Origin of the sequence: Rhodanobacter humi, from assembly GCF_041107455.1 — a bacterium.
In the GTDB taxonomy this organism is placed as follows: Bacteria; Pseudomonadota; Gammaproteobacteria; order Xanthomonadales; family Rhodanobacteraceae; genus Rhodanobacter_A.
This window is the reverse complement of record NZ_JBGBPY010000001.1, coordinates 3,819,637-3,841,233: the sequence shown is the minus strand read 5'-3', so window position 1 is coordinate 3,841,233 and position 21,597 is coordinate 3,819,637. Positions and strand designations below refer to the sequence as shown.

Annotated in this window: 17 protein-coding genes; 10 read left to right on the top strand and 7 right to left on the bottom strand. The window is 68.4% G+C overall.

Annotated elements, in window-relative coordinates:
- The first annotated feature begins 63 nt into the window (after window positions 1-63).
- Window positions 64-1,665, top strand: a complete 1,602-nt coding sequence (locus tag AB7878_RS17075; RefSeq protein ID WP_369495793.1) for an MASE1 domain-containing sensor histidine kinase — start codon at window positions 64-66, stop codon at window positions 1,663-1,665.
- Between the two features lie 359 nt (window positions 1,666-2,024).
- Here the strand turns inward: AB7878_RS17075 and fur are convergent, their stop codons facing one another.
- Complete coding sequence (gene fur, locus AB7878_RS17070) at window positions 2,025-2,447, bottom strand: ferric iron uptake transcriptional regulator (protein ID WP_369495501.1); 423 nt, start codon at window positions 2,445-2,447, stop codon at window positions 2,025-2,027.
- Window positions 2,448-2,527: 80 nt separating this feature from the next.
- Between fur and AB7878_RS17065 the strand changes: the two genes are divergently transcribed.
- Window positions 2,528-2,995: an outer membrane protein assembly factor BamE gene (locus AB7878_RS17065; protein ID WP_369495500.1), complete on the top strand. Its 468-nt coding sequence runs from the start codon at window positions 2,528-2,530 to the stop codon at window positions 2,993-2,995.
- A gap of 33 nt (window positions 2,996-3,028) precedes the next feature.
- On the opposite strand, the gene AB7878_RS17060 is transcribed toward AB7878_RS17065, so the two are convergent.
- Both AB7878_RS17060 and AB7878_RS17055 read right to left on the bottom strand, forming a co-directional pair.
- Window positions 3,029-3,313 carry an RnfH family protein gene (locus AB7878_RS17060; RefSeq protein ID WP_369495499.1) on the bottom strand — a complete coding sequence of 95 codons (285 nt, stop codon included), beginning with the start codon at window positions 3,311-3,313 and terminating at the stop codon, window positions 3,029-3,031.
- On the bottom strand, window positions 3,306-3,734 hold the full coding sequence (locus tag AB7878_RS17055; protein ID WP_369495498.1) for a type II toxin-antitoxin system RatA family toxin: 429 nt from the start codon (window positions 3,732-3,734) through the stop codon (window positions 3,306-3,308). The genes AB7878_RS17060 and AB7878_RS17055 overlap by 8 nt, the downstream gene beginning before the upstream one ends.
- 269 nt (window positions 3,735-4,003) lie before the next feature.
- On the opposite strand from AB7878_RS17055, the gene smpB reads away from it, so the two are divergent.
- Complete coding sequence (gene smpB, locus AB7878_RS17050; RefSeq protein ID WP_369495497.1) at window positions 4,004-4,498, top strand: SsrA-binding protein SmpB; 495 nt, start codon at window positions 4,004-4,006, stop codon at window positions 4,496-4,498.
- Between the two features lie 91 nt (window positions 4,499-4,589).
- Here smpB and AB7878_RS17045 read toward each other — a convergent pair whose 3' ends face one another.
- From AB7878_RS17045 to AB7878_RS17035, 3 genes are all read right to left on the bottom strand, one after another.
- On the bottom strand, window positions 4,590-7,715 hold the full coding sequence (locus AB7878_RS17045) for a WD40/YVTN/BNR-like repeat-containing protein (protein WP_369495496.1): 3,126 nt from the start codon (window positions 7,713-7,715) through the stop codon (window positions 4,590-4,592).
- A 77-nt stretch (window positions 7,716-7,792) separates the two neighbouring features.
- Complete coding sequence (locus tag AB7878_RS17040; RefSeq protein ID WP_369495495.1) at window positions 7,793-9,211, bottom strand: outer membrane protein assembly factor BamB family protein; 1,419 nt, start codon at window positions 9,209-9,211, stop codon at window positions 7,793-7,795.
- Window positions 9,212-9,216: 5 nt separating this feature from the next.
- Window positions 9,217-10,023, bottom strand: a complete 807-nt coding sequence (locus AB7878_RS17035) for a class I SAM-dependent methyltransferase (protein WP_369495494.1) — start codon at window positions 10,021-10,023, stop codon at window positions 9,217-9,219.
- 148 nt (window positions 10,024-10,171) lie between these two features.
- Between AB7878_RS17035 and AB7878_RS17030 the strand changes: the two genes are divergently transcribed.
- From AB7878_RS17030 to AB7878_RS17005, 6 genes are all read left to right on the top strand, one after another.
- Window positions 10,172-12,358, top strand: coding sequence for a TonB-dependent receptor family protein (locus AB7878_RS17030; protein ID WP_369495493.1), 2,187 nt, complete (start codon window positions 10,172-10,174; stop codon window positions 12,356-12,358).
- 320 nt (window positions 12,359-12,678) lie between these two features.
- The gene (locus AB7878_RS17025) at window positions 12,679-13,098 is read left to right on the top strand and encodes a YciI family protein (protein ID WP_369495492.1); all 420 of its coding nucleotides are present in this window, start codon (window positions 12,679-12,681) and stop codon (window positions 13,096-13,098) included.
- 29 nt (window positions 13,099-13,127) lie between these two features.
- Entirely contained in the window at window positions 13,128-13,544 is a 417-nt protein-coding gene (locus tag AB7878_RS17020; RefSeq protein WP_369495491.1) for a VOC family protein, read from the top strand.
- 30 nt (window positions 13,545-13,574) lie between these two features.
- A complete protein-coding gene (locus AB7878_RS17015) occupies window positions 13,575-14,153 on the top strand; it encodes a dihydrofolate reductase family protein (RefSeq protein ID WP_369495490.1) in 579 nt (192 codons plus the stop codon).
- Window positions 14,154-14,238: 85 nt separating this feature from the next.
- Complete coding sequence (locus tag AB7878_RS17010; protein ID WP_369495489.1) at window positions 14,239-15,516, top strand: RNA polymerase sigma factor; 1,278 nt, start codon at window positions 14,239-14,241, stop codon at window positions 15,514-15,516.
- Between the two features lie 114 nt (window positions 15,517-15,630).
- Window positions 15,631-18,840 (top strand): WD40/YVTN/BNR-like repeat-containing protein, encoded by a 3,210-nt coding sequence (locus AB7878_RS17005; protein ID WP_369495488.1) that lies wholly within the window; start codon window positions 15,631-15,633, stop codon window positions 18,838-18,840.
- Window positions 18,841-18,915: 75 nt separating this feature from the next.
- On the opposite strand, the gene AB7878_RS17000 is transcribed toward AB7878_RS17005, so the two are convergent.
- On the bottom strand, window positions 18,916-19,137 hold the full coding sequence (locus AB7878_RS17000; RefSeq protein WP_369495487.1) for a hypothetical protein: 222 nt from the start codon (window positions 19,135-19,137) through the stop codon (window positions 18,916-18,918).
- A 575-nt stretch (window positions 19,138-19,712) separates the two neighbouring features.
- On the opposite strand from AB7878_RS17000, the gene AB7878_RS16995 reads away from it, so the two are divergent.
- Window positions 19,713-21,314 carry an alkaline phosphatase family protein gene (locus AB7878_RS16995; protein WP_369495486.1) on the top strand — a complete coding sequence of 534 codons (1,602 nt, stop codon included), beginning with the start codon at window positions 19,713-19,715 and terminating at the stop codon, window positions 21,312-21,314.
- Window positions 21,315-21,597 lie beyond the last annotated feature (283 nt).

Sequence of the window (21,597 nt, the reverse complement as noted above, 5' to 3'; positions counted from 1 at the left end):
TACTGTATACGGAGCAGGGCTGGTCCGCGCCAGCGCTGCCGGATGCCCATGTACCATCCGCGGATGCGCCCGAAACCGTTCCGTCCGCTGCACTCCGGCCCGTTGCTTGGCGTGCTCTACCTGTTGCTGTGGCTGCTGCTGTGGCCCACCGCGCAGCCGTACTGGATGTTGCCCTACGGCCTGCGTTTCGGCGCGCTGCTGCTGTTGCCCATGCGCAGTTGGGGCTGGCTGATCGGAGCGGAACTGGTCGCCTCCGCCGGCATGAGCTTCCATGAAGGCCTGCCGATGGGCTGGGGCGGCTACTTCCTCGGCGAACTGCCCGAGCCGCTGGTGACCGCGGCAGGCCTGTGGCTGCTGCGCCGGCTCAACCCGCATGCAGGCGCGAGCCTGCACAACCCGCAGGAGACGGCCCGCCTGCTGCTGGCCGCGATCCTGGTGGTGCTCTCCACCACCGCCGTGGACGTGGGTCTGCTCACCGTGATCCACACCGCCGCGGCCGAGGACGCATTGATCCACGTGCTCGGCAACGAGCTGCTGGGTGGCTACCTGGGCGTGCTGCTGGTGGTGCCGGTGATGGTCCTGCTGTTGCGCACCCCGCCCGACCGCCGCGCGACGGCAGGCCTGCTGCTGGACGGCCTGCAGGTGATGCTGCCGGCGATGGCCATCCTGCTGCTGCTGTCCGAGCAGGCCACCTCCGAACCGCAATTCGCCCGCGCGCTGTCGCTGGCACCGGTGCTGTTCTTCGCCTTCCGCCATGGCTGGCGTGGCGCGAGCCTGGCGATGATCGTCTCCAGCTTCGGCATGACCGTGCTGGACCAGCGGCTCGGCCACGTGCCCTCGGCGGCCGGCTACCTGTTCCTGGCCGTGGCCGGCACCGGCACGCTGATGCTGGGCTCGGCCACCGACGCCCTGCGCCGCAGCAAGCTGCGGGTGGCCGAGCAGAACACCCACCTGGCCGCGGTCAACCGCCGGCTGGACCAGTTGGCGCGACAGCTGCGCGCTGCCGCCCGCGGCAACCTGCAGGCCGACGAGAACCAGCGCCGGCACCTCGCCGCCGAGCTGCACGACGAGCTGGGCCAGAACATCACCGCGATCCAGACCCACGTGAAGCTGGCGCAGGCGCGCCTGCAGCAGGCCGGGCTGGAGGACATCGGCACTTCGATCAACGGCATCCTCGCCCACATGCGACGCGCCCTGCATCGCCTGCTGGACGACCTGCGCCCCGCCGTGCTGGACGAGTTCGGCCTGCTGCGCGCACTGGACGAGGGCCCGATCCGCGACCTGCTGAACGCCGCGGGCATCAGCTACCACACTGAACTGCGCGGCGACCCGCGCCTGCTCGACGACGACACCCGTACCACGATCTACCGGTTGGCGCAGGAAAGCGCCACCAATGCCGTCAAGCATGCCCGGGCCAGCGAATTCCGTGTGCGCCTGCGCATCGGCGAGCGCCACGGCACGGCCCTGGCCCTGCTCGACCTGCGCGACAACGGCATCGGCCTGCCCGAGCGCCTGCCCCGCGGCGGTCGCGGCCTGCAAGGCATGCGCGACCGGGTCACCTCGCTGGGTGGACTGTTCCGGCTGCGCCCGGTGCTGCGCGGCGTGCACCTGCGCGTATTGCTGCGCAGCAGCATCGAATCGCCGGTCACAAATCGGAGCATCTAGGAAATTTTCCGATACACAGACCGTAAAGGCTTCGTTACGATCAGTTCATCGATGTGGGGGAGCCGCCATCGTGAGATGGCGTACCGGAGTCCTCGTGGGGACGGTGGCTCCGGAGAGATGGCAGGACGCCATCTGGTCGTTACCTTGGACACGCACGGCCCGAGCGAGCAATTCGCCCTCGCCGGATGTCCAGTCAGGTACCGAGGCAATCGCGAGGTGGACAGGAGTCCTTCCTCGCGATTTTTTTGTACCCGGCATTCCCGATACCGCTCTTCCAGCCAGCGCCGACGCGATGTCAAAAATCGCTCCAGGCGATTTTTTGTGCCCGCAACCCGACCTATGAGACCCGGCCTCCGGGTTCAGCTCTTGCGTGGGCGATGCTTGGGGCGCACGTACAGCACCAGGCTGTGGTCCTCGATCACGTAGCCGTGGCGCGCCGCGATCTCGTGCTGCAGGCGCTCGATCTCCTCGCTGACGAACTCGATCACCTTTCCGCTGTCCACATCGATCATGTGGTCGTGGTGGCGGCCACGGTCGAGTTCGTAGACGGCCTGACCGCCCTCGAAGTTGTGCTTGATGACGATGCCCGCGGCCTCGAACTGGGTCAGCACGCGGTACACCGTCGCCAGGCCGATGTCTTCCTGGTGGGCGAGCAGCTTCTTGTAGACGTCCTCGGCAGTGAGGTGGTTGCCCTCCTCCTCGTCGAAGATCTGCAGGATGCGCATGCGCGGGTGGGTCACCTTGAGGCCGACCCGGCGCAGTTCCTGGGTTTCCTGTTCCATCGCAGCTACCTCACACCGGCGCGGTGATGCCGAACCGGTAGTGTATCATCCGACACCTTCACGATCTGGACGCGACACGCATGCAAAAGCTGATCACCCTGCCGGTTGTCGCCCTGCTGGCGCTTGCCGTTTCCGGCTGCCATCTGGTCTACACGCCGGACGTGCGCCAGGGCAACCTGCTCGACAAGACCATCGACCAGAAGGCGGTGGATCAGCTCAAGCCCGGCCTGACCAAGCGCCAGGTACTGCTGCTGGTGGGCACGCCGTCGGTGGCCACGCCGTTCGACCAGAGCCGCTGGGACTACGTCTCCACCTATTCGCACCGCGGCGGCCCGATGCAGGTCGGCACGATGAGCCTGTATTTCGACAACGACACGCTGGCGCGCGTCGAGGGCAGCCCGTTCCTGGAAAACAACAAGAACCTGCTCAAGGAGAGCAAGAAGTACCACGTCGACTACCCGGTCGACGAGGGGAAGGGCGACAAGGACATCAAGGGCAAGGACGACAAGGATTCCGGCGGCGATTCCGGCGGCAGCGACAGCCACTGATCGCCAGCCGTTGATCGCCAATCGCGGCGGAAGTCAGCCCTTGCCGGCCCGGCGCCGGCGCGCGGCCATCGGGTCCAGCGCGAGCGGCCGGTAGATTTCCACCCGGTCGCCATCGCGGAGCACATGGTCCGCCTCGACCCGGCGTGAATGGATGCCCAGCCGCAGCGGTTCCGACACCTCCGCCGACAGTCCCGCCAGCCACCCGGTGGCTTCGACCGCCTGCATCGCCGTGCTGCCGGCCGGCAGCGAGACGCTACGGCGCCACAGGCGACGCGCACCGGCATGCACCACGTCCACCTCGATCGTCGGTTCAGCCATACACCTGGTCCGCGGCGCGGCAGAAATCGTCCACCATGCGGTTGGCCAGGCTCTGGAAACCCAGCTTGAGCACGCTGCCGCCGATGCCGGCGTAGTCGAAATCCAGCGCCAGCGCCACCTTGCAGCCGTCCTCGCCCAGCGCGGTGAAGCTCCACAGGCCGTCCAGCGAACGGAACGGACCGTCGACCAGGCGGATATCGATGCGCTGCGGCCGCTCGGCGGTGTTGCGCGTGGTGAAGCTGTGCCGCAGGCCCGCGAAATGCAGGTCGAGCCGCGCCACCAGCACGCTGTCCGCGCGCTCGATCACGGTGGCCGACGAGCACCAGGGAAAGCGCTTTGGGTATGCTTCCACTCCGTCAACCAGAGCGAACATCTGCTCCGGCGAATGGCGCACCAGCGCGCTGCGGCGTATTTCGATCACGGTCGGTCCTGTACTTGTGCATTCGTCCATGAATGCAAAGATCAAGAAGCGCCCATCCATGGACGCACTCGGTGGCTTGTGCATCCGTCCATGAATGCGAAGATCAAACGGGCGCCCATCCATGGCGCACTTCGGAGTTTTTGCATTCATCCTTGAATGCGAGAATCAACAAGCGCCCATCCGTGGGCGCACTTTCAAATCAAGCGCGCGCTGCCCTCAACTTGGGCGCGCAGGCAACGTGGCCGCCCAGCGCCCGAAGTTTAGCGGACATGGCCAAGAGCAAGGACAAGGACACCACCAAGGGCACCGGCACGATCGCGCTGAACAAGCGCGCGCGCTTCGAGTACCACATCGACCAGCGCTACGAGGCCGGCGTGGCGCTGCAGGGCTGGGAGCTGAAGGCGCTGCGCGCGGGGCGGATCAACTTCGGCGACGGCTACGCGATCGTGATCAAGGGCGAGATCTTCCTGGTCGGCGCCTCGATCCCACCGCTGATCAGCGCCTCCACCCACGTGATCGCCGAGGACCGGCGCACGCGCAAGCTGCTGCTGCACAGGAAGGAAATCGACGCGCTGATCGGCGCGGTGGAGCGCAAGGGCTACACCCTGGTACCCACCGCGATGTACTGGAAGAACGGCAAGGTCAAGGTGGAGGTCGGCCTGGCGCGCGGCAAGCAGGAGCACGACAAGCGCGACACCGAGAAGCAGCGCGACTGGCAGATCGAGAAGCAGCGCACCATGCGCTCGCACAATCGCCAGGCTTGAGCCAAGCCTGAAAACGCCGTCCGCACTTCCGGTAGCAGGCGTTCCGTCCCCCGATGCACCAGCGAGGCGCAAGCCCCGCCGGTGCGTTTCGTCAATGCGCGTCGACGGGTTTCTGCCCCGTCTTCGGCAGGCTGGCGTTCAACGCCGCCAGCTCGCCCGTCTGCAAGCTCCGCCATTCGGCCAGCGTGGCATCCAGCGTCTTCGACAGCAGCGCCCAGGAGGCCTGCGCATCCGCGCCGGGATCGGCGTCCGCGCCATCCACCGCCTGCTCCAGCTTCATCAGGTTCATCGACAGCGCGCGCAGGCTGTCGACGCGCTTCGGCGGCGCACCCATCGAGTTGCGCGGATCGGGATGGACGACCACGCCGGAGACGTCGGCAATCTTGCCGACCAACGTCTCGATGCGGGCGCGGGTGGCCGCATCGGCATGCGCCTCCCGTGCCTCCAATGACTTCAGCGAGGCCGTGGCGGCCTGGATGGCCTCCATCGCCTGCATACCGGCATCCTCGACCTGGCGGGCCAGCGCGAACTGACGCTGGTAGGCGGACGGCGGCAGATGCACGCGCGGATCGGGCTGCACGCTCAGCGGCTGCCGCAGGCTGTGGCCGTCGACGTCGAGCTCCACGCTGTACTGCCCAGGCGGCGCCCACACGCCCTCTTCTCTCCTCTGCTGGTCTGCCTTGCGGGTACCGGGCCGCGGATAGCGCAGGTTCCACACGAAGCGGTGCATGCCGGGGGCGGTGGACAGTTGCATCGGCACCGGCACCCATTCCGGCGCGATGGGCAGCTTGGCCGGATCGGGCCTAGCGAACTTTTCCGCACTGCTGAAGCTGCGCACCAACTGCCCTTGCGCATTACGCACGGTCAGCGTCACCGGGCCACGCACGCCTGTCGGCAGCAGGTAATCGAGGATCGCGCCGTCGGGCGGGTTCGCCGCCATCGGCTCGTCCTTGGGGAACGGCGTGCCGGTGAAGCCGGCCGGGCGCACACGGATCGCCACCGCGGGCTTGAACAGGGTGGCGGCGTCGGCACGCACGTCGGCCAGCTGCCGCAGTGCGGTGACGTCGTCCATGATCCAGAAGCCGCGGCCATGGGTGGCGATCACCAGGTCGTCGCCGTGCACGTCGATGTCGCGCACGGAAGTCATCGGAAGGTTCTGCTGCAACGATTGCCACTGCGCACCGTCGTCAAAGGAGACATACATGCCGCGCTCGGTGCCCGCATACAGCAGACCGCGATGCTGCGGATCCTCGCGCACCACGTTGACGAAGCTGTCGCGCGGGATGCCGCCATCGATGCGCGCCCAGCTCTTGCCGCCATCAGCGGTGCGATAGATGTAGGGCGTGTCGTCGTCGAGGCGATGGCGGTCGATCGCGAGGTAGGCCACGTTCGGGTCGAAGTGCGAGGGTTCGATGCCGACTACCTTGGACCACGGCGTGAGCACCTTCGGCGTGATGTCCTGCCAGTGCGCGCCGTCGTCCGTGCTGCGCCAGACCAGGCCGTCGTCGGTGCCCACCCAAAGCGTCTTCGCCTCCAGCGGCGACGGCGCGATGCTGTAGATCACGCCGCGGCGCTTGCTCACGTGGTCGTCGTCGGCCGCGGTGGGCGCGTCGAGACTGGACGGAATGCCGGCGTCCGCACGGGTGAGATCGGGGCTGATCGGCGCCCAGTGGTCGCCACCGTCGGTGGTGCGGAACAGGCGCTGGTTGGCGAAGTACAGCGTCCTGGTGCCGCGCTTGGAGAAGGTCAGCGGCAGCGTCCACGCGCCGCGGTAATGCGCCAGCGGATAGGCCAGCGTGGGATCGACGCTGCGCACTTGCTCGGTGCGCGTGTCGAGCTTGTCCACCGTGCCACCGTAGACGATGTCGGGATCGTCCGGATCCGGCGCGATCATGCCGCTCTCGCCGCCGGGGGTGATCTCGTGGAACTGCTCCATGGTGATGCCGTCGCCGCCGCCGCGGCTGGGCAACGCCACCGCGCCGGAATCCTGCTGCGCGCCGTACACCCAGTACGGGAAGCGGTTGTCGGTGCTGACGTGGTAGATCTGCGCGGTGGGCTGGTTGTACCAACTGCTCCAGGTCTTGCCGCCGTTCTGCGTGACCAGGGTGCCCTGGTCCACGCCGAGGATCTGCCGGTCGGAGTCGGTGGGGTCGATCCACAGGCTGTGGAAATCATCGCCGGTGGGATCGCCCTTCAGCGCGATGAATTGCTTGCCGCCATCGTCCGAGCGCAACACGATGGTGTTCATCACGTAAACGCGGTCGGCGTCCTTCGGATCGGCCGTGATGCCGCCGAAGTACCAGCCGCGCTGCCACAGCCGCTGGTCGCCGGTGACGTGGTTCCAGTGCACACCGCCATCGTCGGAGCGATACAGGCCGCCCTCGCCGCCCGCGGCGTCGACCAGCGCGTAGACGCGATCCGGTTTCGCCGGCGAAGTCGCCAGGCCGATGCGGCCCGGATGCGCGGGAAACCCGTTGCCCTGCACCTGGCTCCAGTGTGTGCCGCCGTCGTGCGACACGAACAGGCCGCTGCCCGGCCCGCTCGAGGGCGGGTACACGCTCCACGGCGGCCGGCGGGTCTGCCACAGCGCGGCGTAGATCGTGTCCGGATCGCCGGGCTTGAACGCGAGATCGATCGCGCCCGTGTCGTCGTTCCGGGACAGCACTTTGTCCCAGCTCTTGCCGCCATCGCGGCTGCGGAACACGCCGCGCTCGGCGTTCGGTCCGTAGGCATGGCCGAGCGCCGCCACGTAGACCACGTCCGGGTTGTGCGGATCGACCAGGATCCTGCCGATCTGGTAGCTGTCCGCCAGCCCTACGTGCGCCCAGTGCCGGCCGCCGTCCGCACTCTTGTACATGCCGTTGCCGTGGGCGATGTCCGAGCGCATGTCGGCCTCGCCGCTGCCCACGTAGATCACCTGCGGGTTCGAGGGCGCCAGCGCCAGCGCGCCGATCGAGCCCACCGGTTCGCCGTCGAAGATCGGTTGCCAGGTGCGCCCCGCATCCTGCGTGGCCCACACGCCGCCGTCCACCGCGCCGAAATAGAAATGCCGCGCGTCGCCCGGGATGCCGGCCACCGCCAGCACGCGGCCGCCGCGGAACGGGCCGATCAGCCGCCACTGCAGCGCCTGGTAGGACGAAGGCGCCACGGCCGCCTGGGCCGCCCACGCGGCGAGAACTCCGAGGGCAAGCACGGCAAGGCGGCGTGACAGACGCATGATCGGTTTCCCCTGGGGATGGGCGAGGCAAGGCGGCACTTTGTGCACGGTGTTGCGGGAGGCTCAAGGGCCGGAAGTCATGGAGCCCGGGTGGGCAGGCTCCAGATGTCCAGCACGCCGCGGGTGGCATGCTCGTTGGCGTTGCCCTCGGGGAGGATGATCTCGCCCTGCAGCACGATGGGGCTGTTCCAATGCCCCGGGCCGCACGGCAACGTGGCGACCCGCTTGCCCGAAACCGCGTCGTACACGTTCAGCCCGCCCTCGCGCGCGTAGACGAACAGCAGGCCGTCCGCCTCGAACGGGCTGGTGCCGCTGCTGTGGTTTTTCCATTGGTCCCGGAGCTGGCCGTTTTCCACTTGCCAGGCCGCGGTGCCGCCATTGTCGGCGGCGAACATCCAGGTCTGGCCGTCGTGCTGCCACACCGCCGGCTGCGTGAACAGGTCGGTGCCGCTGGGCGTGGCAACGATCTGCAACTCGTGACCTTGATGGGGAGTGAGGCCGGCGATGGCCTTGCGACTGAGCAGGCGGATCTTGCCATCCTTGCCGCCCTGGGCGACCAGGTCGCCGCCCAGCAACACGGGCGAAGTCGAGCCCAGGTCGAGATCCTTGTCGTTCAGTTCATCGGCGTTGGCCGGCGCGTAATTGCCCAGCATGCGCGTGGCGCCGGCATCGAGTTCGATCAGCGAGTCACCCCAGTCGGTCTTGCCGTTCCAGTCGGCGTTGCCGGTGGCGACGAAGATGTCGCCGTCGGCGGGATCGATCACCGCGCCCGCGCGTCCCCAGATCGCGGAATCGCTTTGCGGGCACGAACTCGGCTCCAGCAATCCGGTGCGATCGCTGCACAGCGAGTTCCACACGTCGAGCAGCTTGCCGGAATGGCCGTCCAGCATGGCGACATGGCCCTGGTAGGGCGGCCGGTCGCCGATATAGCCCGCCGTCACGGCGATCACGCGGCCATGGAAGAACTTCAGCGGCGAATCCATCTTCTCGCGCAGCGGCAGCCGGGTGATGGCGGTGCGCCAGACGACGTGACCATCGTCGACGGCCAGCTTCTGGATAGTGCCGTCGGGCGACGCGGCGTAGATGAATTGCCGATCGGGATCGGCCACCGGCGTGACATTGGTGATCTGCCGCGTCCCCGCCCATTGCGGGTAACCGGTCGGCGTGTATTCCCACAGCAGCGCGCCGCCGTGCGCGTCGAGCGCCAGCGTCTTGCCGTAGGTGGTGGTGACGAAGATCGCATCGTGGCGGGCGCCGCGGATGGCGACGCCATGCAAGTAGATCGGGCTGGCGTCCACGGTGCCGTCCAGCTCGACCTGCTTGCGCACCAGGGTGGCGACGTTGGCGGCCGTGATGCCGGTGGGCTGGTCGTTGGCGCTGGTGCTTTGCACGTTGCCGCCGAACATGGGCCAGTCCTGCGCCGGCAGGCTCTGCGCGACCGCTGCCGTGCTCATGCCCAAGCCAAGCAGCAGGGAAACCACGACGGTGGGCGCCATCCTCTTCATGGCTTCACGAAGCGCAGCGTCATGCGGTCCGACTCACCGATCGCCTGCATCGCCGCGTGTTCGCTGGCCGGGCCGGCGAGATCGGGCGGCAGGCGATGCACGTTGACGTCCTCGGCGTCCTTCGGGTTCGCGTTGACCTCCGATACGCCGCCGAGGCGGAAGCCGCTCTTGAGACCCAGCGCGATCAGGTAGTCCTCGGGCAGGCGATGCAAGGCCTTGCTGCTTTCCTGCGCATCGGCGAACGGCTTGGCGCGGTGCTCGGTGATGCCGAACACGCCGCCGGGCCTCAACACGTCATAGGCGGCCTTGAACACCGCGGCCAAGGCCTCGGGACTGCGGTTGAGCCAATCGTGGGTGTTGCGGAAGCTGAGCACCATGTCGGCCGAACCCGGCGCGCCGAGCGCGACCGGCGCCGGCGGCTTGAACGGCAGCACCTGCGCGAAGTGGCCGAACACCGCCGGATCCGCCTGCATGCGCTGCATGAAGGCAGGCGACGGCGACGGTGCCTCGACCAGATGGCCGTGCTCGCGCAGGAACGGCGCGAGGATCTCGGTGTACCAGCCGCCGCCAGGCGCCAGCTCGACCACGGTCATGTCCGGCCGGATGCCGAAGAACTGCAGCGTCTCGACCGGATGGCGGTAGCGGTCGCGCGCCTTGTTCGCGGCGGAGCGCCAACTGCCGTCCACGGCCTTCTGCAAGGCAGCCGTGTCGCCCGAGGGCGCAGTGGCGGGCGATGCCTGGACCAGGCCGGGCAGCAGCGCTGCAGCCAGCACGATCAGCAACATGCGGATTCGACGCGACATGACGCGGCCCTCCCGATGCGGAACGCCCAGCCTACTCCCGCACACGCGCCGCCGTGTCGAGATCGCGTCATGGCCAAGCGTCTGGCCTATGGCGATGCGACCGGGAATGCGCGATAAGCACGCACTCCCCCACTGCGCCCCGCCCACGATGCCACGTCGCGCCGCCCTGCCCCTCGCCCTTGCCGCCGCCCTCGCGCTGGCCGCCTTCACGGCGGCCGCCCGGCAAGTCGCCGTGCCGACGGGCACTGCCGCGCCCGCGCCGCAGTCGATCACCAACCTGCCGCGCATCGACGTGCGCGCCTACGACTGGCGCCGGTACGTGGCGGCCAAGCTCAAGCACCAGATGGCGGAAGTGGCCGGCACGAAGATCACCGTGACGAAGAAGACCACGGTCATCCACCTCGACCTGCAGCCCGCGGTGATCGGCAACAACCTGCAGCAATTGCTGGCGCGTGCGCCCGGTGTGCTGGTCTCGCAGCAGCCCACGCCCACCCAGTTCAACCTCAGCTATCGCGGCCTCGGCAATCCGCAGGAATCGGAATACGTGCTGGTGATGCAGGACGGCATTCCGCTGGAAAGCGACTGGATCGGCTTCCCCACGCTGTACGCGATGCCGCTGGCGCAAAGCCTGTCGGAAGTGCAGCTGATCCGCGGCGGCTCCAGCCTGCTGTACGGGCCGGAACCGGCACCCGTCATCAACCTGGTCACGCAGCGGCCGCAACCCGGCACGCCGTTCTCGGCCAGCACCGAGCAGGTAGTGGGCAATCACGGTCTGTATTCCACCTACAACGTGCTCGAAGGCAGCCACGGTGCGTGGACCTTCCGTGCCGACGCCGCCTACGTGCGCAGCGACGGCACGCGGCCGAACGCGCAGTCGCAGATGCGCCAGGGCGACCTCTATCTGGAATACCGCCCCGGCGACAAGAACGTCTGGTGGCTGGACCTGCATGCGATCGCCGCCGATTCCGGCGACGCCGGCCGTTTGAGCTATCCGCAGTGGCAGTCCGATCCGCGCGCCACGCCCACGCCGTGGAACCGCGACTGGGTGGACCGCGACCAGCTGGTGCTGGGCCACACGAGCGAGTTCGGCGACGGCTGGCGGCTCACCGGCAAGCTGTGGTTCGCGTACCAGGACCTCGCCAGCCGCGCCGCGAACGGCGCGTTGGCGCCGCAGCTGCCGCCGGCCAGCACCACGCTGCAGGACGAGCAGTTCCGCACCCAGGGCCTGGACCTGCGCGTGCGCAAGGCCTGGGGCCACGGCAACGCGTTCACCGCGGGCACGGTGCTGTTCCACGGCAACGATCCGTTCCGGCAATGGAGCAGCCCCGATCTCTACGTCGACCGTTTCGACCGCAGCGGCACGCCGCGCCTGCGCCAGGCGCGCAGCTCGGACTACGCTTCGGTATTCGCCGAGAACGTGTTCCGCCTGCCGCACGAAATCCACATCGTGCCCTCGGTGCGGCTGGAGCGCGAACGCGTGGCGGTGGACGAGACGGTGCGCCCGCCCTTCCTCAGCCGCCCGCTGATCCACGAGGCCGACGCGCGCACCGTGCCGCTGTTCGGACTGGGCATCGGCAACGATTTCGGCCACGGCAACGAGACCTATTTCAACGTGTCGCAGGGCTGGCGGCCGCTGCGCTATTTCGACATGGCTTCGCCGTTCGCCAACATCGTGCCCGGCCACGCGCCCGACCCGTCGAAATCGCTGTCGTGGGAAGCCGGCGTGCACGGCGTGCCGCTCACCGGCCTGTACTACGACGCCAGCGTGTTCTGGATCGACTTCAAGAATCGCATCGAGGCGCAGCACATCAACGCCACCGACGTGATCGAGGTGAACACCGGCGACACTCGCAGCCGCGGTTTCGAGGGCGAGCTCGACTACGACTTCCTCGCGCCCACCGCGCTGGCCGCGCGCGGCGAACACCTGGAAGCCTTCGCCAGCGTGAGCCTGCTAGCCGCGAGGTTCACCGCCAGCACGATTCCCGGCCAGGTCGGCAAGGTGCCGGCCTACGCGCCGCGCTACCTCGCCAAGGCCGGCCTCACCTGGCGCGTGGAGCAGCGCGTGAAGCTCAGCCTCACCGCGGTCTCCGCGGCGGCGCAGTACTGGCAGGACTCCGATCAATCCTTCGGCAGCGGCGCGACGTATCTTCCCGCGCGCATCTCGGCTTACACGGTGGTCGACGTGGCCGGCGACTGGCAGCTCAATCCTCACGTGAAACTGCTGGCCGGCATCAGCAACCTCGCCGACCGCCGCTACTACGACCGCGTGTGGCAGACCGGCCTGGAACCCGCCTACGGGCGCTCCTGGTACACCGGCGTCCAGCTCAAGCTCTGACCCGATCAATGACATGGCCCAACCGCCACCTGCGCCGTTCACCCTGAGCGTAGGCCCGTAGGGCCGAAGTCGAAGGGGTACTGCCGGGCGCTTCGACTTCCTCGCTCCCCAGAACGCGGCCATCCATGGCCGCTCCCCGCGCGCGCTTGCTATCGCAAGCTACGCTCGGCGCGAACGGAATTTCTGGCTGAGCATCGTCGCCAATCGGGAACCCTGATCGCGAAAAAAATCCGTGCGACGGGTGTCGATTCCGCGGACCGCCGTTCGTCGTGCCTGTGAGAGCGCCAACGGGGCAAGCTCGACCCACCGGAGAAACGACGATGCGATGCATGGTGATCGTGAAAGCGGACAAGGACAGCGAAGCCGGCGTGCTGCCGGACACCGGGCTGTTCGAGGCAATGGGCAAGTACAACGAGGAACTGGTGAAGGCGGGCGTGATGCTGGCCGGCGACGGGCTGAAGCCCAGCGCCAGCGGTGCGCGCGTGCGCTTCGACGGCAAGCAGCGCACGGTGATCGACGGCCCGTTCGCCGAGAGCAAGGAACTGGTCGCCGGCTTCTGGCTGTGGCAGGTGAAGTCGCTGGCCGAGGCGATCGAATGGTTGAAGCGCGCGCCGTTCGACGGTGGCACCGAGGTGGAGATCCGCCCGCTGTACGAGGCCGAGGATTTCGGTGACACGCTCACCCCCGAACTGCGCGAGCGCGGAGAACGACTGCGCGCGCAGCTCGGCAACAACCACTGATACCTTCCACCATCCAGCGGAGAGCCGCCATGCAACTCGTCGCCTACCTCCTCTTCGACGGCAATGCCGAAGAAGCCTTCGATTTCTACGCCCGCTGCCTCGGCGGCAAGGTCACCCGGCTCTCGCGCTTCGGCGAGGCACCGCCGGAGATGCCGATGCCGCCCGAGATGCGCGACAAGGTCATGCACATCCGGCTGGAGGTCGGCGACGCGGTGTTGATGGCCTCGGACGCGATGTCGTCGATGGGCCCCTACGAGCCGATCAAGAGCTGCTCGGTCGCGATCCAGCTCGATGCGCCGGCGGAAGCGGAGCGCATCTTCCACGCGCTGGCGGAAGGCGGCTCGGTGCAGATGCCGATCGGCGAGACCTTCTGGTCCGCGCGCTTCGGCATGCTGGTGGATCGTTATGGCGTGCCGTGGATGGTCAACTGCCCGCCCGCGCAGTGACGCCGCCTTTCCCGAAGCATGGAGACTGCAATGCGAAAGCTCAGGATCATGGAACACATCTCGCTGGACGGCGTGATCCAGGCCTCCGGCGAAGACGGTTTCCCCTACGTCGACTGGACCGCGCCCTACCGCACACCCGCGGGCCGCGATGAACTCTTCGCCGCACACGGCGGAAACTTCGATCTGCTGCTCGGCCGCCGCACCTACGACCTGTGGTCGGGCTTCTGGCCCAAGGCGCCGAGCAGTCCGATGGCGGACGCCCTCAATGCGGCGACCAAACATGTCGCCACCCACCGGCCGGAAGGTCTCGCCTGGGGGCCGTTCGCAGGCCTGGGGCCGGACCTTGTCGCGGACGTGCGCCGCATCAAGTCGCAGGACGGCCCGGACCTGATCCTCTGGGGCAGTTCCACGCTGACCTCGGTGCTGCTCGAACACGGGCTGGTGGACGAAGTCCTGCTGGTCGTCTATCCGGTGTTGCTGGGCACCGGCAAGCGCTTCTTTGCGGAGGGCACCCCGCCACGCTCGTTCGAGCTCGTCGGCTCGAAAGCCCTGCCGTCCGGCGTCATTCTCACGACCTACAAGGCCACCGGATCCTTGAAGACCGGCTAGGCCGACGACGCGACATCGCCCGTGAATACCTGCCCCTGGCTGCTCCCCTTGCCGCCACGGAATGATGATGGTCTGATCGGTCGCCATGACGGCGACCGACACCCATCGCAGCATCGAAGCCATCTGGCGGATCGAATCGGCACGGATCATCGCCGGGCTCGCGCGCATGTTGCGCGACGTGGGCCTGGCCGAGGAACTGGCGCAGGACGCGCTGGTGACCGCGCTGGAACAGTGGCCGCAGACCGGCGTGCCGGACAATCCCGGCGCCTGGCTGATGACCACCGCGAAACACCGCGCGATCGACCGCCTGCGTCGCCACCAGCTGATGGAGCGCAAGCACGAGGAAATCGCCCGCGAGCTGGAGGCCGAACAAGCCGATGCCATGCCCCGTTTCGACGCCATGCTTGACGACGACATCGGCGACGACCTGCTGCGGCTGATCTTCACCGCCTGCCATCCCGCACTGCCCGCCGAATCGCGGGTGGCGCTCACCCTGCGCCTGCTCGGCGGCCTCAGTACCGTCGAGATCGCCCGCGCCTTCCTGCAGCCGGAACCCACCATCGCGCAGCGCATCGTGCGCGCCAAGCGCACGCTTGCCGAGAAGCAGGTGCCGTTCGAGGTGCCGCGCGGCGAGGAGCTGGCCGAGCGACTGGACGCCGTGCTCGGCGTGATCTACCTGGTGTTCAACGAAGGCTACACCGCCACCGCCGGCGACGACTGGATGCGCCCCGCGCTGTGCGAGGAAGCGCTGCGGCTGGGCCGCATCCTCGCCGGGCTGATGCCGCGGCAGGCGCCGGTGTTCGGCCTGCTCGCGCTGATGGAGCTGCAGGCCTCACGCACGCACGCGCGCAGCGGGCCAGGCGGCGAGCCGATCCGGTTGCTGGAACAGAACCGCGCGCGCTGGGATCGCTTGCTGATCCAGCGCGGCCTCGCGGCGCTGGAACGCGCACAGCAGCTGGGCGGCGGGACGGAGCCCTACACCTTGCAGGCCGCGATCGCCGCCTGCCACGCCCGCGCAGCCGTCGCGGAACAGACCGACTGGAACCGCATTGCCGCGCTGTACGCCACGCTCGCTGCCGTCGCACCCTCGCCGGTGGTGGAACTCAACCGCGCGGTGGCGGTGGCGATGGCCAACGGCCCGGCGGCTGGCCTCGTGCTCGTCGACGCGCTGCGCGACGAGCCCCTGCTGGCGAACTATCACCTGCTGCCCGCCGTGCGCGGCGACCTGCTGGAAAAACTCGAACGCCACGACGAAGCCCGCGCGGAGTTCGAGCGCGCCGCCGCGCTCACCCGCAACGCGCGCGAACGCGAGCTTCTGCAGACGCGTGCGGCGGCATGCGCGCAGCACGCGGCGACCGGCTGAGCGAGCCGCATCGCGCAACGCAAGATTTCGCGCGCGCAGCGCATGCCTCCCGGCACCTGCAATCGCGTGGCGCCGGCAGTATCTTCGGCGCCTGTCCCGCTTCGAGGTCTTGCCATGTCGCTGCGTCGTGCCGTGGGTCCGCTGCTCGTGTTCGCCTGCCTGCTGTCGCCTGCAGTCCCCTCGTTCGCGGCAGCCGACACACCGCCGCCGGCCCCTGCCGCCGGCGCGCTGGAATGGCGATTGGTGGGCCCGTTCCGCGGTGGCTGGGCAACAATGGCCGAGGGCGTGCCCTCGCAGCCCGACACGTTCTACATCGGCACCGCGGGCGGCGGCGTGTGGAAGACCACCGACGCGGGCCGTACCTGGCATGCGCTGATGGATCGGGTGCCGACTGCCGCGATCGGCGCGCTCGCCGTGGCGCCGTCGAACCCGGACGTGATCTACGCCGGCAGCGGCCAAGTGGCCGCGCGCTACGACGTCGCCGCAGGCAACGGCGTGTACCGCTCCGACGACGCCGGCAAGACGTGGAAGCACCTGGGGCTGGACGACAGCAAGCACATCGGCAAGATCCTGGTCGACCCGCAGCATCCGGACACCGTGCTGGTCGGCGCGCTCGGCCACTACTTCGGGCCGAACCACGAGCGCGGCGTGTTCCGTTCCACCGACGGTGGCAAGACCTGGAAGCAGACGCTGTTCGTCGACGACAACACCGGCATCGTGGACATGGCCGCCGATCCGGCGCACCCGAACGTGGTCTATGCGGCGGCGTGGCAGGTGCGCAACTGGCCGTGGCTGTCCTACTACCAACCCAACGCGGGGCCGGGCAGCGGCCTGTACAAATCCAGCGACGGCGGCGTCACCTGGCAGCGCCTGGCCGGCCAGGGCTGGCCCAGCGGCGAGCTCGCGCGTATCGGCCTCGCCACCGCGCGCGGCAACCGCGTCTATGCCGTGGTGAACGACGCCGCGCATCCGGAGCAGAGCGGCCTCTACCGCTCCGACGACGGCGGCGCCACATGGCAGGCGCAGAGCCACGCCGACTGGCTGCCGAACGATTACTTCAGCCGCATCACCGTCGACCCCACCGATCCCGACCGCGTGTACTCGGCGGGCCAGTCGATCCGCCGTTCCGACGACGGCGGCAAGAGCTGGCGCGTCTTCAAGGGCGCGCCCGGCGGCGACGACTACCACTACCTGTGGATCGACCCGACCAACACGCAGCACATGATCACCGCCAGCGACCAGGGCGCGGTGGTCACCGTCAACGGCGGCCGGAGCTGGAGCAGTTGGTACAACCAGCCCACCGCCCAGCTCTACCATCTGGGCGCCGACAACCAGTTCCCGTACTGGATCTACGCCGGCCAGCAGGACTCCGGCACCGTGGGCATCGCCAGCCGCAGCGACTACGGCTCGATCTCGTTCCGCGACTGGAACCCGGTGGGCGGCGACGAGCGTGACTACGACCTGCCCTACCCGGGCGACCCCGGTATCGTGTTCGGCTCCGGCCTCGGCGGTCGCGTGTCGCGCTGGAACCGCAGCACCGGCGTGGTGCAGAACGTCACGCCGTGGCCGGTGAACAGCTACGGCCAGCGCGCCACCGACTTCAAGTACCACTACACCTGGATCACCCCGATCGCGTTCTCGGCCAAGCCGCCGTATGCGCTGTACATGGGTGCGCAGGTACTGTTCCGCAGCACCGACCAGGGCCAGCACTGGAGCGTGATCAGCCCCGAGTTGAACGGCAAGCGGGACGGCGCGCAGAACTGCAAGGGCAAGCCCACGCCGCAAGAGGCGCGCGACTGCGGCTATGGCGTGATCTTCACCATCGCGCCCTCGCCGCGCGACAACGACGAGATCTGGATCGGCACCGACGACGGCCTGGTCCAGCTCACCCGCGACGGCGGCAAGAGCTGGCACGACGTCACGCCCAAGGGCCTGCCGTCCTGGGGCAAGGTCAGCTCCATCGATGTCTCGGCGCTGCAGCCCGGCACCGCCTACGTCACGGTGGACAACCATCGCCAGGCCGACTTCACGCCGCATGCGTGGCGCACCCGTGACTACGGCGCGCACTGGACCGACATCGCCGCCGGCCTGCCCGCCCACGATTTCGTCGACGTGCTGCGTGCCGACCCGCAGCAGGCCGGGCTGCTCTACGCCGGCACCGACCGCGGTGTGTACGTGTCGACCGATGACGGCGCGCACTGGGCGTCGCTGCAGCGCAACCTGCCCACCGCCTGGGTGCGCGACCTGCTGGTGCACGGCGACGACCTCGTCGCCGCCACCCAGGGGCGCGCGATCTGGATCCTCGACGACGTGAGCCCGCTGCGCCAGGCCGGCACCACGGCCGCCGTGCAGCTGTACGCGCCGGCGCCGGCGATCCGCGTGCGCGCGAACGAGAACAAGGACACCCCGCTGCCGCCCGGCACGCCGCTGGGCACCAACCCGCCCACCGGCGCCATCATCGACTACCGCCTCGCGCACGCCGCGCACGGCCCGGTGACGCTCAGCATCTACGACAGCAAGGGCCAGCTGGTGCGCCGCTATGCCAGCGACGAGAAACCCGAACCGCTAGCCGCCGACCGTTACTTCGAGAAGGGCTGGCTGGGCTCGCCGCAACAGCTCTCCACCGACGCCGGCATGCACCGCTTCGTGTGGAACCTGCGCTACCCGCGCCCGCATGCGATCGAATACGGCTACAGCATCGCCGCCACCTGGGACAGCGACACCCCGCTCACGCCGGAAGGCCCGCTGGTGCTGCCCGGCAACTACCAGGTGGTGCTGCACGCGGACGGCAAGGATTACCGCGCCCCGCTCACCGTGACGATGGATCCGCGCGAGCACGTGGCCACCGCCGACCTCGCCGCCGGCCTCGCCTTCTCGCGCCGCATCGGCGACACCCTGCAGCAGGTCTGGAGTAATTACGGCGAGGTGCAGTCGCTACGCAAGCAGCTGGATGCACTGCACGCGAAGCTGGCCGGCGACGACGCGCACAAGCCCCTGCTGGCCGCGGTCGACGCGCTGGATGCGAAGACCAAGCCGCTGGTCAGCGGCAGCGGCGAGTACGCCGCTAACCTGCACGCGATGAGCGACGCGCTCACCGCCATCGCCACCGACGTCGAAGGCGCCGACAGCGCACCCACCGACGGCCAACAGCAGGCGCTGGCCGAATACGACGCCAACCTCGGCAAGGCGCTGGCGCAGTGGCAATCGATCCGCGGCACCGACCTGCCGCAGCTCGACCGCCAGTTGCAGGCGGCGCATTTGCCCGCGGTGACGCTGGCGGCGGCCACGCCGACGCAACCCGACGGCGACGACGACATGCCGTAGCGCATCCGCACCGCGACATGCCACAAGCAAGAGGGCCACCCGATGGGTGGCCCTCTTGCTTGGCGACGATGAAACTCAGGACTGGCTGTCGTCGGCCGGCGCGGCATCCGCGTCGTTCGATTCGGCCTCGCCCTCCTTCTTCTTGCCCAGCGCCGACTCCAGCGCGCCCGCGCCCTTGAAGCCGGCCACGGCCGCGAGCCCCTTGGTCAGCAGCCCTGCATTCGGATCGAGCTTCTCGGCGCCTTCGACCGCAGCCACGGCACCGGCGACTTCACCCAGAGTATCGAGAATTCCCATGACGACCTCCCGCGTTGGTTGGAGTGCTGAGCATGTGATCGGACGTGTTACGGCCGAATGAATCCCGACGCAAGTTCAGTCGCTGAAAACTTGCGAAAACGTGGCGAGCCGTGCGAGAGCGCGACACAACCCCGATGCATCCATCGCCTGCCGAGCACCGCAATCCGCCGTGAAGGGCGCGGGCCGATCTTCATCGTTCCTTCCGGTTTGCATCACATTTTGCCGCATCCGATTCCTGCCATCGCAGCCGACGGCGCCATACTGAAACAGGACGGTGATCCGGTTCGGACATCGCTCCAGGATGCGCCCGGCGCATGCACGCCAGCCCAGCTTCCGATGCGCCATGAGCCGCGATTCCAGGCCTGGTCGCACGACATGGCAGTTCTCGAATTGACGGACAAGCTGGCGCTCCGAATCCGCCCAGTCACGAGAAGGCCATAGCCATGAAAGCATGTCGCCTGACACGATTCCTGTTCAGCGCGTTGTTCGCCCTCATCGCCTCCAGCGCCATCGGCAATGTCCGCGCATCCGCAGCAAGTCCGATCGGGCAGCAGGACGCGGCAACGGTGCACGGGATGGCCGGCACATCCCGACAAGCCTCGGCCACGACACCGAACGACAAGGGGAAATTCCGTTCGCTGTCAGCCGCGGCCGCGGGCAGCGGCGTGATCCCCCGCTATGACCACGTGGTGATCGTCGTCATGGAGAACGCCAGCATCGACAGCATCGTGGGCAACACCAAGGACGCGCCCTACATCAACTCGCTGCTCGCCGACAGTGCATACTTCGCGCAGTCCCATGCGGTGACACACCCGAGCCAGCCGAACTACCTGGCCCTATTTTCCGGCTCCACCCAGGGCATCACCGACGACAGCTGTCCGCACACGTTCGACACGGACAATCTCGGCCATCAGCTGATGGGCGCCGGCTACAGCTTTGCCAGCTATTCGGAGACCATGCCGTCAGTCGGGTACACCGGCTGTGCGTACGGGGCTTCCGGCTACGCAAGGCGACACGACCCGTGGGCGAACTTCAGCAACATTCCGCCGTCGACGAACCTGCCCTACACCGCGTTCCCGGGCGACTTCGCCCAGTTGCCGACCGTGTCGTTCGTGATCCCCAACCTGTGCGACGACATGCACGACTGCCCCGTCGCGACCGGCGACAGCTGGCTGAGTTCGCACATCGGCAGCTACATCGCCTGGGCAAAGACCCACAACAGCCTGCTGATCCTGACCTGGGACGAAGACGACGACCTGAGCCTGGGCAACCGCATCATCACGCTGTTTGCCGGCGCGAACATCGAGCCGGGGACCTATGCGGAGCCGATCGATCACTACAGCGTGCTGCGGACGCTGGAAGACATGTACGGCCTCGCCGCACTGGGCAATGCCTCGGCCGCCACGCCGATCACCGACGTCTGGAGCCCGGCCGCGCTCGATTTCGGCATCAGCACGTCGCCGGCATCGCTCGGCATGAGCCAGGGCTCGCAAGCCGGCGTCGCGGTCACCGCCACCGGCTTCAACGGCTTCGACGCGACGGTCGATCTCTCCATCAGCGGGCTCCCCAACGGCGTGACCGCGACGTTCTCCCCCGCATCGCTGGTGCCCGCGAACGACGGCAGCGCCAGCTCCGTGCTCACGCTGTCGGCAACGCCGACGGCCGCCATCGGCAGCGCAACAGTCACCGTGACCGGCGTCGCCGGCGCACTCAGCCACAACAGCCCCATCCATCTCACCATCAATCCGCCCGTCGGCGTGGCGTACTGGGCCAGTAGCGTCAATTCCGGCCTGGTCGTGGACGATCCCGAAAGCTCCACCACCAGCGACACGCAGCTGATCCAGTATCCGAGGACCGGCCACGACAACCAGAAATGGCGGCTCGCGCCGAATGCCGACGGCTCGTGGACGATGACGAACGTGCTGAGCGGACTATGCATGGCCGCCGTGAACGCCTCGACCTCGGCTCGCGCGGCCGTGGTCCAGGCAAGCTGCACGGGGGGAGCCGAACAGCAATGGCAGCCGCAGCCCGCGGGCAGCGGCAGCGAGCTGGTCAACCGGAACAGCGGCCTGTGCCTCGATGTCGCCAACGCGTCGACCGCGCGGCGCACCCCGCTCATCCAGTACCCGTGCCACGGGGGCGCCAACCAGCAGTGGACCTTGCTGCGGGCGAACTGAGGAAGCTCCGTCGAAAGCGGCGCAAGCAGGCATGCCGCAAGCGCGGTCGACGCTCGCCGCACGGTCTGCAGCGAGCGCCGGTGCCTGTTCACCGAACCGGCATCAGCGATGCGCGCGCGGGCGCCACCGATGCCTCGCGACCGGCTTCGTCCGGCACGCGGACCGAAGCAGGCGATGCGACGGAGCGGCGGCGTCGGGCCTTGCCACGCTTCGACGAGGCGCATCCGGCGCAGGCATCGGGCACGCGTTGGTCGCGCAGGCGATCAGGTGCACGCGCAATCGA

What these genes read in the sequence shown, in the direction of transcription:
- AB7878_RS17005 (WP_369495488.1), top strand. Translation starts at nt 15,631, where the DNA reads ATGTCGCTGCGTCGTGCCGTGGGTCCGCTGCTCGTGTTCGCCTGCCTG.
- AB7878_RS17020 (WP_369495491.1), top strand. Translation starts at nt 13,128, where the DNA reads ATGCAACTCGTCGCCTACCTCCTCTTCGACGGCAATGCCGAAGAAGCC.
- AB7878_RS17040 (WP_369495495.1), bottom strand. Translation starts at nt 9,211, where the DNA reads ATGGCGCCCACCGTCGTGGTTTCCCTGCTGCTTGGCTTGGGCATGAGC.
- AB7878_RS16995 (WP_369495486.1), top strand. Translation starts at nt 19,713, where the DNA reads ATGGCCGGCACATCCCGACAAGCCTCGGCCACGACACCGAACGACAAG.
- smpB (WP_369495497.1), top strand. Translation starts at nt 4,004, where the DNA reads ATGGCCAAGAGCAAGGACAAGGACACCACCAAGGGCACCGGCACGATC.
- AB7878_RS17010 (WP_369495489.1), top strand. Translation starts at nt 14,239, where the DNA reads ATGACGGCGACCGACACCCATCGCAGCATCGAAGCCATCTGGCGGATC.
- AB7878_RS17025 (WP_369495492.1), top strand. Translation starts at nt 12,679, where the DNA reads ATGCGATGCATGGTGATCGTGAAAGCGGACAAGGACAGCGAAGCCGGC.
- AB7878_RS17015 (WP_369495490.1), top strand. Translation starts at nt 13,575, where the DNA reads ATGCGAAAGCTCAGGATCATGGAACACATCTCGCTGGACGGCGTGATC.
- AB7878_RS17035 (WP_369495494.1), bottom strand. Translation starts at nt 10,023, where the DNA reads ATGTCGCGTCGAATCCGCATGTTGCTGATCGTGCTGGCTGCAGCGCTG.
- AB7878_RS17060 (WP_369495499.1), bottom strand. Translation starts at nt 3,313, where the DNA reads ATGGCTGAACCGACGATCGAGGTGGACGTGGTGCATGCCGGTGCGCGT.
- AB7878_RS17045 (WP_369495496.1), bottom strand. Translation starts at nt 7,715, where the DNA reads ATGCGTCTGTCACGCCGCCTTGCCGTGCTTGCCCTCGGAGTTCTCGCC.
- AB7878_RS17075 (WP_369495793.1), top strand. Translation starts at nt 64, where the DNA reads ATGCGCCCGAAACCGTTCCGTCCGCTGCACTCCGGCCCGTTGCTTGGC.
- fur (WP_369495501.1), bottom strand. Translation starts at nt 2,447, where the DNA reads ATGGAACAGGAAACCCAGGAACTGCGCCGGGTCGGCCTCAAGGTGACC.
- AB7878_RS17065 (WP_369495500.1), top strand. Translation starts at nt 2,528, where the DNA reads ATGCAAAAGCTGATCACCCTGCCGGTTGTCGCCCTGCTGGCGCTTGCC.
- AB7878_RS17030 (WP_369495493.1), top strand. Translation starts at nt 10,172, where the DNA reads ATGCCACGTCGCGCCGCCCTGCCCCTCGCCCTTGCCGCCGCCCTCGCG.
- AB7878_RS17000 (WP_369495487.1), bottom strand. Translation starts at nt 19,137, where the DNA reads ATGGGAATTCTCGATACTCTGGGTGAAGTCGCCGGTGCCGTGGCTGCG.